Origin of the sequence: Kitasatospora sp. MBT63 (assembly GCF_000710465.2) — a bacterium.
Lineage (GTDB): Bacteria > Actinomycetota > Actinomycetes > Streptomycetales > Streptomycetaceae > Kitasatospora.
The window spans coordinates 25,057-38,930 of the sequence record NZ_JAIZ01000786.1 but is presented as its reverse complement, the minus strand read 5'-3'; the positions used below and the strand labels follow the sequence as shown (position 1 = coordinate 38,930).

Sequence of the window (13,874 nt, the reverse complement as noted above, 5' to 3'; positions counted from 1 at the left end):
GGACGACAGGCGCACGTAGGCGTCGGAGACGCTCTCGACGGTGCCGTCGTCCCAGGTGATCGTCTCCTGACCGGCCTCGACGGCGGTTGCGGGGACGGAGGGGGCGGCCACCACATCGACCTCCCGCAGCATGCGGGCCCACTCCTGCCGCATGAGGGTGCGGGAGCGCTGGGCGCGCAGGTAGTCACCGGCGGACATCAGTTCGCCCGCCTCCAGAAGGATGCGGACGTCGTCCTGGTAGAGCTCGGGGGTCGTGCGCTGGGTCGCCTCGTGATAGGCGGTGGCCTCGGGCACCATCAGGCCCCACTGGGTGGCCTGGATGTAGCGGGTCATGGGGATCTCGACCTCGACGATGCGTGCGCCCAGCGCCTGGAGCTGGTCGATGGCGCGCCGGACGGAGGCCTCGATCTCCGGGTCGATGTGGTCGAAGTAGTAGTTGCGCGGCACGCCGACCCGCAGCCCCGTCAGGTCCGTGCCTGCAGCCGGCCGGTAGTCCCGGGGAGGCGTGTTCAGGGAGGCGGGGTCGCGGGGATCGTGTCCGGTCAGGGCCGCCAGGACCGTGCCCGCGTCCTCGACGGTGCGGGTGATCGGGCCCACGTGGTCCAGCGACCAGGACAGGGACGTGACGCCGTGCCGGGGTACGAGCCCGTAGGTCGGCTTGAGGCCGACGACCCCGTTGAGCGCGGCGGGCACCCGGATCGACCCGCCCGTGTCGGTACCCAGGGCGAATGTCGCCATGCCGGAAGCGACGGCGACGGCCGATCCGCCGCTGGAACCGCCGGCGACCCTGCCCCGGTCCCAGGCGTTGTGGGTCTGCGGGGTGATCAGCCCGTAGGCGAACTCGTGCGTGTGTGTCTTGCCGACCAGGACGGCGCCGGCCTCCCCCAGGCGTGCGGCGACGGCGCTGTCCGCCTGCGCCCGATGGCCGGCTCTGACCCGGGAGCTGGCCGATGTGGCCGTGCCGGCCACATCGATCAAGTCCTTCAGCCCCATGGGGATACCGTGCAGCGGGCCGCGGTGACGGCCTGCCGCGATGTCGCGTTCGGCCGCACGCGCGGCCCGCCGGGCGTGCTCGGCGGTCACGGTGACATAGGCATGAAGGCGCGGCTCTGCCTGGGCGATGCGCCGAAGGATGGAGTCCGTCAACTCGACCGGGGACAGCTGCCGTTCCCGGATCGCGTCGGCGGCCGCGGTCAGGGACATCTCATACGGCTGCATCGTGCATCTCCTGTCCTGCGAGGAAGGCGGGGGCGGGCGGGGTGTCCCCGAGGTCCAGCTCCCGCAGGACCGCGACGACGGAGCGGATGTGGTTGGCGGTGGCCGCGACCGAGGCATGACGGCCGGCCGGCAGTCGGAGCCCGGCGTGGGCGGCCCAGCGGGCCGCCTCCGGCGGGGTGAGTTCTGTGACGGACATCGGCTTCTCCCGGCTGAAGTGGCGGAGCACAGCCCAAAAGCTAAGGCTTTGCGTTAGCTCACTCTAGGAGCGCGGACGACTTAAAGCAAACCCATAGCGTTTAGCCTTACCGGCCCCCCGGCCCGGCTGGCCCATCCACCCCGGACGGCGCTGCCGGCCGGGCAGCCCCAGGCGGTAAGCAGGTCGCGCAGGCGGCAGCCAGCCGGACCCGCACCCGCCCGGCCCCCGACGCCCCCGCACCGCATTTCACCCAGACACCCAGGCACCCAGCGAGGCGACGGCCGAAAGGAAGCGCCGAGCGCGCCCGACTCTCGCCGCCAAGCAGACGGGACTCCCCCTCAGGACGCCCCCGCCTGCGCCCCTCGGCGCACGCGACCGAACGTGAATACGTCATATCGGCCGTGCGGGCCGAGCAGCAGCGTCACTCAGCTACGGCGGCCGGATGCCGTTCGCCGGACACGACCCCTCATCCCAGCTGGCCATGGTGGCCCGCCTCGAGGGTTGCGCGGAGGGCGGCCAGGGTCGGGGCGATGCGAGCCAGGTCGTCCGGGGGAACCGACGCGGTCAGCGCGACGAGCTCGCTCTCGACAATCGGGCGGGAGGCGGACAGCTGCTCCTCGCCCGCGGAGGTGAGGCGCAGGACGGACGAGCGGCGGTCCTCGGGGTGCGCGACCCGCTGGCACCAGCCCGCGGCCACCAGCCGGTCGACCGCCTTGCTGACGGCCCCCACGGTGATCGCCACTTCGCCGGCGATGTCGAGCACTCGGCATCCCGGAACGCGGTCGATGATCTCCAGAAACTCGAACTGCCCCAGCCCCAGGCCTTGTTCGGCGCGCAGCCGGGCACTCACCGCGTTGTAGAGCCGGGTCTCGACGCGGACCAGGTCGATGAAGATCGAGGTGACGTGGCTCACATTTGGCCTTCCAGTAGATTCCCAGGAATCATCTTCCCGAGAATCCGGTTAGGGTCGGACAGGTGGATTCCCCGGAATCCATCCTCGCATCCCGACCTTTGGAGGCCCCGCATGTCCCGACAGCAGCGCCACGCCCTGGACGCCGCACTCCGTTCCGCCCCCCGCGGCGAGACGCGGCCCACCCCCGACGAGCAGCGCATCGGCTTCGCTGCGGCCCTCACCCGGCCCGCGCCCCAGGGCGTGACCACCCGCGGGACCGTCCTCGGCGGGCGGCCGGCCCTGGAACTGGAGCCGGCCGAAGCATCCGGCCCCGGCCGACTGCTCTTCCTGCACGGCGGCGGCTACCTCGTCGGCTCACCCGACACCCACGCAGGGCTGGCCGGCGAACTGGCCCGCCGCGCCGGGCTGCGCGCGACATCGGTGGACTACCGGCTGGCGCCCGAGCACCCCTTCCCCGCGGCCGTCGACGACGGGCTCGCCGCCTACCGCGAACTCCTGGCGACGGGCACCGACCCGCGCGACCTCGTCATCGCCGGCGACTCCGCGGGTGGCGGACTGAGCATCGCCACGCTGCTCGCCGCCCGGGAGGCCGGGCTGCCCCAGCCGGCCGCCGTCGTCGTCTTCTCCCCCTGGGCCGACCTCACCCTCACCGGAGCGAGCATCCGTTCCAAGGAGGATGCCGACCCCATCTTCACCGAGGCCGACATACGCGCCTACGCCGATCTCTACGTCGGCGCGGGCGACCGGGCACAGCCCCTGGCCAGCCCGGTGTTCGCCGACCTCACCGGACTGCCCCCGCTCCTCATCCAGGTCGGCGCGAACGAGGTCCTCCTCGACGACGCGGTCCGGCTGGCCGCCCGCGCGGGCGCCGACGACGTCGAGGTCACCCTCGAAATCGGCCCCGGCCTCCCCCACGTCTACCAGCACCACTACGGCCGCCTCGACGAGGCCGACGCCGCACTCGACCGCGCGGCCCGCTTCCTCGCCAACCACCTCAACACCGCACACCACGACACCGACCACCTCGAACCGGTCCACTGACTCCGGTCCCGGCAACCTCCACGTGGTGTCGGCGACGGCCGCCGGGACACCGCCGCGACCGCCGCCACCACGGGTCCGGTCTGAGCACCGGACCGCCGCAACGCCGGACAACCGTCGATCAGGACGGCTGGCCGGCCGATGCGGGGCAGCCGACCACCCGCTGCGGTCACCGGGCGGCCTCCGCCCGCGCGTCAGCGGCGATGCGGATCCCGGCGGGGCCCGTGGAGGCACCGGAGACGGTCGCCGCGCCAACCGGCCTGTGCGCGGTTCCTGGTGCCGGTCACCCGACCGAGGCGTCGTAGTGAACCGCGTCCTCGGGCACCCAGGGGAACCGCATCCACGGGTACTCGGCGGTCGCATGACGGTACGGGTCGAATGCGAGCACCGCGTCCACGAAGGCCTTCGGCGGCGCGTACCCGTGATCGATGACGTAGTGGCCGATGAGCGTCGGAGCCGCGAACGCCGTGCCCGGCCCGCCCGGGATACGGATCTCACCCGTGTCGATGCTGCTTCGCCGGTGGCCCGGCCGCGGCTCCCACCACTCCGGTGGCTGCGTCTCCGAGGGCGGGCAGAGCTCGCATTCGTGGAGACCCAGCATCTGGTTGACCACCTGCGCGTCAAGGACAGCCTCAAGCCTCTCGGTGAAGCCGACCGACGCCACCCCACGGGCCCACGGCTGATCATCTGACAACCAGCCGATGTTCACGCGCTCGTACCGGGGCTGGAAGGTCAGAAACCGATAGCCCGTCGTCATGTCGGTGAACGACTCTCCGCCGTCCCAGTAGGTGTAGGGGCTCAAATCCTCGTAGAACGTCACCGCACGTTCCTACCACCCCTCCATCCGCTCGCTCACTCGGCCAGGCCCGCGAGCGGGCACACTCAGGAATGCCATGCGCCACGAGCACCTGCCTGCCACCACCTGTCGGGGCGGAGTTGACGCCCGGCCAGGCCGCCGCAGGCCAGGTGGCGCAGGAGCGGCTCACGCCGCGAAAGCCGTCCCCGGGGGGACCCGCGCGCCACGCGGCCTACGGGCCCCCACGCCGGCTACCGCCGCCCGTCCGCCAGCACCTCGGACGCCAGCACCTCGGACGACCCTTCCCACTGGTGCGGAACCGCCGGGAGGGACGACGGTGCGACCGCCCCTACCGCCCCGGCAGCCGCGTCCTGCTGCAGCGAGACCGTGCGCGTGGGTGCCGGGATCGAGATGCCCTCCGTCCGGTACCGCTGGTGCAGGCGCTTGATGAACTCGTGCTTGATCCGGTACTGGTCGCTGAACTCGCCGACGCCCAGGGTCACCGTGAAGTTGATCCTGGAGTCCGCGAAGGTGTGGAACCGGACCGCGGCCTTGTGCTCGGGCACGCCGCCGCTGACATCGGCCATCACGCAGTCGACGACCTCGAGGGTGACCCGCTCCACGTGCTCCAGGTCGCTCTCGTAGCCGACGCCGACCTGGACCAGGATCGACAGCCTCTGCTCGGGCCGGGAGAAGTTCGTCATGTTCGTCCGCGCCAGGCGGCCGTTGGGGATGATCACCAGGTTGTTCGACAGGTTGCGCACCACGCTGTTGCGCCAGTTGATGTCGACGACGTACCCCTCCTCCCCGCTGGTCAGCCGGATGTAGTCACCCGGCTGGACCGTCTTCGAGGCAAGGATGTGCACCCCCGCGAAGAGGTTGGCGAGGGTGTCCTGCAACGCCAGCGCGACCGCGAGACCGCCCACCCCGAGGGCGGTGACCAGCGGGGCGATGGACACCCCGAGGGTCTCCAGGGCCACCAGGACCCCCATCGACAGCACCACGATGCGGGTGATGTTGACGAAGATGCTCGCGGACGCCGCGACGCCCGTCCGTGACGCGGCCACCGACTGCACCAGCCCCGCCACCACCCGGGCCGCACTCAGCGTCGCGATGACGATGAGCACGGCCGTCAGCGACCGGTCGACCAGGGCCCCGATCCGCACGGTCAGCGGCAGGGCCGAAGCCGCCACCGCGGCGCCGGCGACCACGGCCGCCCAGGGGACTATGGTGCGCAGCGCGTCGACGATGATGTCGTCCCCGCTCCACTTGGTCCTGCTCGCGTGCTTGCCCAGCCACTTCATCAGGGCCCGCAGCACCAGAGCGGCCACGCAGCCGCCGGCCAGCGCGATACCGGCCACCACCCAGTCGTGCAGCACCAGGTCCCGGGTCACCGCCGTGCCCCCGCAGTGTGGAGGGCGAGGGAGCGGGCCGCCGCCGGCCGCCGTACGTGCTGTGTCGTCACCTTGTCGCCTGTCAGGTCGTATCGTGCGCTGCCGCGTTGGAGCGGATGTACGCGTTCCGAACGCACGGCCATCCTGCCCCATACCCCGGCCCCCACCACAACCGGACCCCGGCGCTCCGGCCGCCGGGAGTACCGCGGGAGTACGGAAGGAGCGCGGCGGGACCACTCCGCCCGTGCAGCAGCGGGGTTGCCCGTGACCGGCCCGGTCTCCGCCCATGCCCGCAGGCCCTGCGCCGAGCGGGATCGGCACTGCGGCGTCCTGCGCGGGGCGGCGCCATGGTCGAGTCCGGGCCGGGCGGGCCCTGGGTTCCGGATTGAGTCGGTCCCGGCCTACTGATCGACGGTGAAGAGGGCTGTTCGGCCGTTCTGCGCTGCCGTGCGGTAGAAGTTCTTCAGTCCGGGCAGGAATGCCTGGGTGTAGGCGAGGGGCCGGGGTTTCTGGGGGCAGCGCCCCAAGGCTCATGGTCGCGGATTGTCGGCCGAGCCGTTCCGTGGGGAATTTCGCTGGCCAGATCGGTGACACGCCGGGATGATCCGTGCCGTGAGGTTGGAGCGGGATGAGGCGATAGGTGCGATCGAGGCGTGGCTGGCGCGCGAGCGCCTGCTGGCGCTGGGGGCACAGCGGTGGACGCAGGACGTGCAGGTGTCCGGAACGGAGGAGCACCCGCTGGGCTGGCTGGTCTTCTGCCAGTCAGCCGAGTACATCCGCACTCGCGACCCTGAGCACATGCTGGTCGGCCTTGGCCCGATCCTGGTTGACGCCGTGGATGGCAGCTTGCACCTGATACCGGTCACGACCTACGGGAGCGGGGTTTGGCAGGACCTGTACCGGCACGACGTGAAAGGCCTCTCGCGCCCGGACCCGGTCGCCGGCCTGGTCGGTTCGGTCCTGGACGCTCAGGGCACCGTGGCGGCGTTGCGGGAGGTGCGTCGGCACGCATCAGGGATGAGCATCGGCCAGGCCCGCGCATACGTTGGCGCCCTCGCGGCACACCAGACGCCCTCGGCCGAGCTGATCGCGCTCACCCGGCAGCCGGAGGTCTGTCCGCCGCTGCCGATCACCACCCTGACCCTCACTCCAGCGCCCGCCCCGCCACCTGGCGAAGGCCCCGATCCGACTCGGGCCCTGGGGTACTACCGCGAACTGGTGCCTGGGGAGGAGCAGGCACCGAGCGTCCTTCCGTACCTCCGGGCCCAACCCGGCGGGGACGACGCAACTCTTGTCTCCTACCTGCATGCGGGGACACTCCTGGCAGCCACCACGTCCGCCGCCAAGTGCCGCCTTGTAGCAGACGGCCCGTCACTGGGCAGTTGGACGTTGCTGACCGACGGCACTTGGTTCTGGCACAGCGACCTGGCCCACTACGTCGAGCAGCATCACCTGCAGCTCCCTCCCGATTTCGTGGAACATGCGCGCAGCAACAGCTGGGCACCCACACCGGTCAGCCCGCGCCGTCTGCGAGACCTGGAGCAAGAACTCTTGAGAGAGCAGGACTCCGACGACTCGGCCTCCTGACCCCCACGGATCATGCCGAGGGTCCCGTTGACCTGCTCACTGAGCTGGGATCCATCTGCATTGCCCACCAGGCGGAGGTCCTTACGCCTGCCCCTGTTGCAGACTCCTGACCTTGGAAGCCCGCTGCCGGTGGGAGATCTGCTCCGAGTGCGGATGGGAAGACGACGGTCAGGACGACTTGAACGCCGAGGAGGTATGGGGCGGTCCCAACGGATCGGAGAGCCTGACCGATGCGCGCAAAAACTACGCTCAGTACACCGCTGAGGCGAGAGCAGCGGACGAGGATTCGCTGATCAACGGCGGCGAAGGCGCCTGGCGGGCACGTGTGGCGCGAAGGATGCGGGACCTGGGTCACTCGACCTGAGCACACGCGTCCTTCCAACGCATTTGTGAGTGAAGGCACTGCGACCATGCCGAGCGCCGCGCTCATCACACCGACAGCAGCCCCGCTCAGGTTCCTCGTGTTGGGCGGAGTCGCGGTCTCGGCAGAGATCGATGCAGAGAAGGTCGACGCGTCCGTAGCCAACGTGGTCCTGGTCGGCTGCTTCTCGTCGGCGGCCTCGCGGCGCTCGTTGACGAGCTCCTCGGTGAGCGCGTATCGGACCCGGAAGCCGGCCATCGCGGCGGCGGAGCCCCCTGGCCCTCCAGCAGCCACCCCTGCACACCGCACTCCGCACGGAAGCCACCGATCTCGTCCCGCGCCACACACTGGTCGTCGCCGTCGAGCCGTGAGCCGGACCAGGACCCGGACCTCGGATCCCATCGGATCCGCGTCCCAGGGCCCGAGTGCCCCCGAAACCGCTCAGCGGCCCGTGCGGGCCGCGAGGCCGTCGAGTACGCACTCCAGGCCGAATGCGAACTCCGCGTCGGGGTCGAATTCTTCGGCCTCGTGGACGCGGCGGGCGAGCATCGGGTGCTCGCCCGCCGCGAGGACGGCGCTGATGTAGGGGCCGAGGCTACGCTGCCACTGCTCCTCGCTCAGGCCGGTGCGCTGCTCGGCGCGCCGGGCGGCCTGCTGGGTGGCCACCGAGCCAAGCACGTACGCGTGCACGGCGCCGAGCGCCTGCGACGCCAGCGTGATGTCGGGGGTGAGCGCGACGGCGGCGCGCAGGGCGGATTCGGCCCGCCGGAGCGTGTTGGGGCCGAGCGAGGGCCTGCCTGCCAGTTCGGCCGCCAGCCACGGGTGGCGCAGCAGGGTCGCGCGCTGGGCGTGCGCGACCGCGGCCAGGTCGGTGCGCCAGTGGGGGGTGGGTTCGGGGAGCGGGTCCTCGCCCTGGGCCGCGTCGACCATCAGGTCGACCAGTTCGTCGCGGTTGGTGATGTAGCGGTAGAGGGTGGCCGTCCCGGAGCCGAGGTCGCTCGCGATCCGGCGCATCGAGACCGCGGCCAGGCCCTCCGCGTCGGCGACGGCCAGCGCGGCGGCCACGTACTGGTCCACCCCCGGGGCGCGGCGGGCCGGTTCGGGGCGCGGCCTGGTCCACACCGACCAGGGATCGGGTTCGGTCATCGGGTGCTTCCCTCTCTCGTTGACCGGCATTCTAGCTTCTGGCTACGGTGTAGCCATGACGGAAACATCGTATCCAGAAGTGCCGGTCCTCGTGGTCGGGGGCGGCAGCGTCGGGCTGCTCACCGCAGCCTTGCTCGCCCACCACGGCGTCCCCGCGGTCCTGGTCGAACGCCGCCCGGGGCCGTCGGTCCACCCCCGCGCCACCGGCATCGGGCCCCGGACGGTCGAGATCCTGCGTGAACTCGGTCTGGACACCGCCGTCGACGCCGCCGCCGTCGACCTGCGCGGCGCCACGGCCAAGGCGGTGGCGCGGACCGTCATCGAGATGGGCGCGGGCGACGTCGTGACCGTGCCCATGCCGGTCCCTTCCGCCACCGAGCCGGAGACGACGCCGTTCAGGCTGCGCGGCGTCTGCGCGCAGGACCGCCTCGACGCCGTCGTGGCGGCCGACCTGGCACGCCGCGGAGCGGACGTACGCTGGTCGACCCGCCTGGTCGGGATCGCGCAGGACGCCGACGGGGTCGACGTCGAGCTGGAAGGGCCCGACGGCCGCTACGCGCTGCGCTGCGGGCGCGTGGTGGCCGCGGACGGCGCACACAGCCCCGTGCGGACCGCGCTCGGCGTGGGAACCTCCGGGGCGGGCGACCTGGGCAAGTCGAAGATCAACATCCTGTTCGGCGCCGACCTCCGGCCCCACCTGCGGGGAATGGCCTTCGGCACCTGCACGATCACCACACCGCAGGCCCCAGGCCTGCTGGTGACCGTGGACGGAGCGAGGACCTGGGTCCTCCACGTCACCTGCGACGTGGACGGGGGCGAGCGCCCCGAGGACTTCACCGAGGAACGGTGCGTCGGGCTCGTCCGCGCGGCGGTCGGCGATCCCGGGCTCGACGTCGAGGTGCGCAGCGTGCTGCCGTGGAGGCCCAGGAGCGCCCTGGCCGACCGTTTCGCCGTCGGCCGGGCGTTCCTGGTCGGCGACGCCGCCCACACCGTGGCCCCCATCGGGGCGTTCGGCCTCAACACCGGCGTCGCCGATGCCCACAACCTGGCGTGGAAGCTGGCCGCCGTCCACCGCGGCGAGGCGGGCGCCGGCCTGCTCGACACCTACGCGCAGGAGCGCGAGCCGGTCGCCGCGGCGACGCTCGACCAGGCGATGCGCAGGTTCGCAGACCTGGCGCTGCACTGGGGCCGTGGACCCGAGGCCGACGCCGCCAGGGCGGCGGCGGGAGTGTGGGCGGCGCCGGTCGTGCACCTCGGCCAGCGGTACGACTCGGCCGCCGTCGTCGATCCTCGGCCCGAACTCCCCTCCACGCTCGACCTGGTGGCGGCACTCGACGGGTCGCCGGGTTCACGGGTGCCCCACGCGTGGGTCAACGGGGTCTCCACCGTCGACCTGGTCGCATCCCGCTGGACCCTGCTGGTGGGTGCCGCGGGCGATGGGTGGGTCGCTGCCGCGGCGGGCATCGGCCTGCACGCGCACCGGGTCCACGCGCCGTGGCTGCCCGACGACGGGGCCATGCTCGTACGACCGGACGCGATCGTCGCGATGCGGATCACCTCGCCGGTCCCGGACCCGGCGCGACACCTCGCCGAGGTCCTCGACCAGCTGCTGGCCCGCCCGGTCCCGGTACCGGGTACCTGACCCGCGCTCACCCCGACAGCAGCGCCCCATCTCAGCGGTCCGGGTAACGGTCCGCCCTTGAGTACGGGTCAGACCGGCTCGGCCGCGCGGGCCGCCGGACGCGGCGAGGTGAGGCGAGGCGAGGACGTGGACGGCCGAGCGGTCGGACCTGCCGCAGCCGGTGAACGGTGGCCGCCGCAGACGACCCGGCGGCGACGGCCATCGCGTCCTCGCGCACCGGGTCGGACGACGAACCGGACGCCGGGCGAGGGTGGCGACCACAGCGACGGCGGCCTCCCGCGCGGCCCTGCGGGTGCGTAGCACCACCAGCACCTCGCCCGGGTCGATCCGCAACCCGCCCGGCTCGACCCACCAGCCCGATGCAGCGGCCGAGGCGCTCCAACGAGCCTCCGGGCAGCCTTCCGGCCAGGTCCCCGGCGCGGAAGCAGCGGCGCGGACCGTCGCGGCGCAAGGATCCGGCAGGTCCCGGCCGGGCGGGACAGAGTCCCGGCACCGCACTCACGTCAACACGCCTACCGACAAGCCACCCTGACGCGCTCTTCCCCGCCCGGCTGCGCCCGGGCACGATGGCTCCCAGGCCGACGCGAACATCCGTGCCGACCGTCCGACGGGAGGGGAAACCCACCATGGGTGAACACGAGAAGCCCGCACCGGACCCGGGCCAGGGCACCCCGCCGCCCGGCAACAGCGACGGCCAGGTACCTCCGCCGCCGCCCGGCGACGGAAAGCACCGGAAGTAGGCGTTCGTGGGGATGACGACGGTCGGCCGCCCCGGTCTCGACCTTGATCGGTACCGTGCCCGCCTCGACGAGGTGATGGCGGCGCGGGGGGCGTGGCCCGAGCGTTCGCCCTGGATCCGGGAGGCGGTTGCCGCGCTGCCCCGCGACCGGTTCGCGCCCGCGCTGCTCTGGCGCTGGGACGGCCACCGGTGGGCGGCCCTCGACCGGGCGGCCGACCCGGACGGCTGGGCCGGCGAGCTGTACGGGGATCCGGACACGGCGGCGATCACCCAGCTCACGGGCGACCTGCCCACCTCCAGTCTCTCCTGTCAGGCGGTGGTCGCGGACATGGCCGACTGCCTGCTGCTGGAGCCCGGGCAGCGCGTCCTGGAACTCGGCGCCGGGGCGGGCTGGAACGCCGCGCTGCTCGCCCACCACGCCGGACCCGGCAAGGTCACCTCCGTGGAGGTCGACCCTCGGCTCGCCGCCACGGCCGCCGACCGGATCCGCGCGGCGGGCCTGGACGTCTCGGTCGTGACCGGGGACGGCGACACCGGCTGGCCGGCCGGGGCCCCGTACGAGCGGGTCATCGCCACCTACGCGGTGGAGCGGGTCCCGTGGGCGTGGGTGGAGCAGACCGCTCCGGGCGGACGGATCGTCACCCCGTGGGGCCGGCTCGGGCACGTCGCCCTGACCGTCGCCGACGACGGCAGGTCCGCCTCGGGCTGGATACAGGGCCTCGGCCAGTTCATGGCCACCCGCACGGCCGACCCCGCCGCAGGCGGCTCGCCGGGACCGGCCGCCTTCGCGGCCGTCCGCAGCCACCACGAGCCCGAGCACCATGGGGAGACGGACCGCGACCCGGCGGCGCTCGCCGACTGGTGGCGGCTCGGCTTCGCGATACGCGTCGCCCTGCCCGACACCGCGGTGACCTGCGCGACCGACGCCGACGGCACCAGCGCCTGGCTGACCGACGGCCGCTCCTCCTGGGCCACCCTGTCCGCCCGGCCCGACGGCGGGGCATGGGTGCTCGAGGGCGGCCCCCGCCGGCTCGCCACCGAACTCGAGGACGCCTGGACACAGTGGGAACGGATCGGCTCCCCCGGCGTCTACGACTACGGCATCACCGTCACCGCCGCCAGCCAGTACACCTGGGCCAACGACCCGCACACCGGACCACGCTGGCCCACACCGTAGAGCCTGGGCCGCTCCCGGCCCGGCCCGGGTGCGCCGAGCACACGGATCCGGCGCCTTTGAAGCTCCCGTCGGACGTGCCAACTGCCGTTGCCCTTGTCGCCGACAGGGGCTTGGGCTCCCTTCGAGGTCGGCCCTCCTTGCCACGATCGGTCGGTGCCAGGCCAACTCCGTTGTCCTCGTTACCTCTTCGCACGTATGTAGGGGCCGCCCACGCGGACACGCGTCCGGTCAGTCCGGCCAGCCGCATCCGGCTCCGCGAGCAGAGGACCCCGGCCACCGCCTCCGAACACAGCCTGCGTCGGCGCATCTGCCCGGGCCGGGAGGCCCGGCTCCGGGGGTCGGCTGACGCCAGATGACGCCGGTGACCATCACGAACAGGACGGCTTGAAGACACATCCGGTCCGCCATAGGCCGAGGTTCCGGGGACCGATCCGGTCGAGGCGGGAGCACCGGCGCGGTCAGCGTCCACGACTTGTCATCGACCCGTGCACGGTGCTCACGCCCGCCATCAACGGACGAAGCGTCACACCGTGCACGCCCCACCGGGTCGTACTCACGAGATCGTGTAACGAGCCCCGCCCGAACAGCGCGAAAATCGTCCTACCGGTCGGCAGCACGACCGGCTGACTCGGAGATTGAGACACGTGAGCTACGACTTCCACATCACCCGCGCACAGGACTGGACCCAGGGCCACAAGGACCCGATCGGCATACCGGAGTGGGAGGACGCGGCTGCCCAGTGCCCACTCGTGGAAGAAGGAGCGCCGTGGAAGTGGACAGACATCGGCCTCCAGAAGACCTACTCGGTCCCTGGGGAGACCGCGGTCTTCTCCTGGCGGCACGGCAAGGTCGACATCAAGGGGTACTACTCCGACAAGACCCAGGAAGCCGCCGAGGCACTCGCGAAAGCCCTCGGCGCACACGTACTGGGCGACGACGACTGACGCAAGCGTCCACCGGGCCACCACACATGCCTCGCCCTGGCCGGCATGGACCACCGGGGCTAGCGACGCAGGCGACGCTGCACCACGGCGCCCGCTCGCGGACACGGTCCAGTCCGAGGAGCCGCAAAGAGGAAGCGTAGAGCGGAACCGGGTCGAACACGGAACGCTGCTCCATCGGATGCGAAGAGAGGCGAGGACATGAGCTACGACTTCCACATCACCCGCGCGCAGGACTGGACCAAGAGTCCCGCCAACGCCATCGACACGCACGAGTGGGAGGAGGCGGCGACCCAGTGCCCGCTGATCGAGGAGGGCGAACCTTGGGAGTCAACGGATCTGGGCCTGGAGAGAACCTTCAATGTTCCTGGTGAGACTGCCGTCTTCGCATGGTGGCGCGGAAGGATCGACATCAAGGGGTACTACAGCGACCGGACCGAGGAAGCCGCCGAGGCGCTCGCGAAAGCCCTCGGCGCACACGTACTCGGCGATGACGGCTGATCGAGGAGCCCTTGGACCAACGGGGCGAACTAGCGCAGGCGACCTTGCACCACGCCGCCCGCGCCCGGACAGAGCCCCGCCCGAGGAACAGCAGAGATGTGGCCGGGCACCCGCCCGCCCCCACCTGATGCCCCTTCACCGCCACCCGTCCTTCTACCTCCGGACGACGGTCACATCCGCTGGGGTCGTACATCAACGGCCATCCGGCGAAGGCGCCGAAGTGAT

Annotated in this window: 13 protein-coding genes and 1 pseudogene; 7 read left to right on the top strand and 7 right to left on the bottom strand. The window is 72.1% G+C overall.

The features are described from left to right. The 3 genes from AA75_RS40915 to AA75_RS40905 form a co-directional block, all read right to left on the bottom strand. Positions 1 to 1,218 (bottom strand): amidase (locus AA75_RS40915; RefSeq protein WP_033825571.1); only part of this gene is annotated, 1,218 nt, incomplete at its 3' end. Then, a complete protein-coding gene (locus AA75_RS40910; RefSeq protein WP_033825570.1) occupies positions 1,205 to 1,414 on the bottom strand; it encodes a hypothetical protein in 210 nt (69 codons plus the stop codon). The genes AA75_RS40915 and AA75_RS40910, both read right to left, overlap by 14 nt. A gap of 466 nt (positions 1,415 to 1,880) precedes the next feature. Beyond that, a complete protein-coding gene (locus AA75_RS40905) occupies positions 1,881 to 2,327 on the bottom strand; it encodes a MarR family winged helix-turn-helix transcriptional regulator (RefSeq protein WP_033825569.1) in 447 nt (148 codons plus the stop codon). Between the two features lie 111 nt (positions 2,328 to 2,438). On the opposite strand from AA75_RS40905, the gene AA75_RS40900 reads away from it, so the two are divergent. Further along, positions 2,439 to 3,368: an alpha/beta hydrolase gene (locus AA75_RS40900; RefSeq protein ID WP_051814271.1), complete on the top strand. Its 930-nt coding sequence runs from the start codon at positions 2,439 to 2,441 to the stop codon at positions 3,366 to 3,368. A 280-nt stretch (positions 3,369 to 3,648) separates the two neighbouring features. Here the strand turns inward: AA75_RS40900 and AA75_RS40895 are convergent, their stop codons facing one another. Together AA75_RS40895 and AA75_RS40890 are read right to left on the bottom strand one after the other, a co-directional pair. Further along, complete coding sequence (locus AA75_RS40895) at positions 3,649 to 4,185, bottom strand: hypothetical protein (RefSeq protein WP_033825568.1); 537 nt, start codon at positions 4,183 to 4,185, stop codon at positions 3,649 to 3,651. A 227-nt stretch (positions 4,186 to 4,412) separates the two neighbouring features. After that, a complete protein-coding gene (locus AA75_RS40890; RefSeq protein WP_033825567.1) occupies positions 4,413 to 5,555 on the bottom strand; it encodes a mechanosensitive ion channel family protein in 1,143 nt (380 codons plus the stop codon). A gap of 612 nt (positions 5,556 to 6,167) precedes the next feature. Between AA75_RS40890 and AA75_RS46710 the strand changes: the two genes are divergently transcribed. Beyond that, positions 6,168 to 7,142 (top strand): YrhB domain-containing protein, encoded by a 975-nt coding sequence (locus tag AA75_RS46710; protein ID WP_158515656.1) that lies wholly within the window; start codon positions 6,168 to 6,170, stop codon positions 7,140 to 7,142. Positions 7,143 to 7,191: 49 nt separating this feature from the next. Beyond that, positions 7,192 to 7,506 carry a CPCC family cysteine-rich protein gene (locus AA75_RS46705; RefSeq protein ID WP_149038675.1) on the top strand — a complete coding sequence of 105 codons (315 nt, stop codon included), beginning with the start codon at positions 7,192 to 7,194 and terminating at the stop codon, positions 7,504 to 7,506. A 127-nt stretch (positions 7,507 to 7,633) separates the two neighbouring features. Here AA75_RS46705 and AA75_RS53140 read toward each other — a convergent pair. Then, positions 7,634 to 7,776: pseudogene (locus tag AA75_RS53140) on the bottom strand (AAA family ATPase); the annotation flags it as partial. Between the two features lie 168 nt (positions 7,777 to 7,944). Then, positions 7,945 to 8,649: a TetR/AcrR family transcriptional regulator C-terminal domain-containing protein gene (locus AA75_RS40880; RefSeq protein WP_033825566.1), complete on the bottom strand. Its 705-nt coding sequence runs from the start codon at positions 8,647 to 8,649 to the stop codon at positions 7,945 to 7,947. 55 nt (positions 8,650 to 8,704) lie between these two features. Between AA75_RS40880 and AA75_RS40875 the strand changes: the two genes are divergently transcribed. The 4 genes from AA75_RS40875 (at position 8,705) to AA75_RS40860 (ending at position 13,649) form a co-directional block, all read left to right on the top strand. Next, positions 8,705 to 10,291 carry an FAD-dependent monooxygenase gene (locus tag AA75_RS40875; protein ID WP_033825565.1) on the top strand — a complete coding sequence of 529 codons (1,587 nt, stop codon included), beginning with the start codon at positions 8,705 to 8,707 and terminating at the stop codon, positions 10,289 to 10,291. 752 nt (positions 10,292 to 11,043) lie between these two features. Further along, on the top strand, positions 11,044 to 12,207 hold the full coding sequence (locus tag AA75_RS40870; RefSeq protein ID WP_033825564.1) for a methyltransferase domain-containing protein: 1,164 nt from the start codon (positions 11,044 to 11,046) through the stop codon (positions 12,205 to 12,207). Positions 12,208 to 12,851: 644 nt separating this feature from the next. After that, positions 12,852 to 13,151: a hypothetical protein gene (locus AA75_RS40865; protein WP_033825563.1), complete on the top strand. Its 300-nt coding sequence runs from the start codon at positions 12,852 to 12,854 to the stop codon at positions 13,149 to 13,151. A 198-nt stretch (positions 13,152 to 13,349) separates the two neighbouring features. Continuing rightward, entirely contained in the window at positions 13,350 to 13,649 is a 300-nt protein-coding gene (locus AA75_RS40860) for a hypothetical protein (protein ID WP_033825562.1), read from the top strand. The last annotated feature ends 225 nt before the right edge of the window (positions 13,650 to 13,874 follow it).

Excerpts from the sequence above, each read along its gene's own strand:
- AA75_RS40910 (WP_033825570.1), bottom strand. The coding sequence starts at position 1,414 with ATGTCCGTCACAGAACTCACCCCGCCGGAGGCGGCCCGCTGGGCCGCC.
- AA75_RS40860 (WP_033825562.1), top strand. The coding sequence starts at position 13,350 with ATGAGCTACGACTTCCACATCACCCGCGCGCAGGACTGGACCAAGAGT.
- AA75_RS40870 (WP_033825564.1), top strand. The coding sequence starts at position 11,044 with ATGACGACGGTCGGCCGCCCCGGTCTCGACCTTGATCGGTACCGTGCC.
- AA75_RS40900 (WP_051814271.1), top strand. The coding sequence starts at position 2,439 with ATGTCCCGACAGCAGCGCCACGCCCTGGACGCCGCACTCCGTTCCGCC.
- AA75_RS40880 (WP_033825566.1), bottom strand. The coding sequence starts at position 8,649 with ATGACCGAACCCGATCCCTGGTCGGTGTGGACCAGGCCGCGCCCCGAA.
- AA75_RS40875 (WP_033825565.1), top strand. The coding sequence starts at position 8,705 with ATGACGGAAACATCGTATCCAGAAGTGCCGGTCCTCGTGGTCGGGGGC.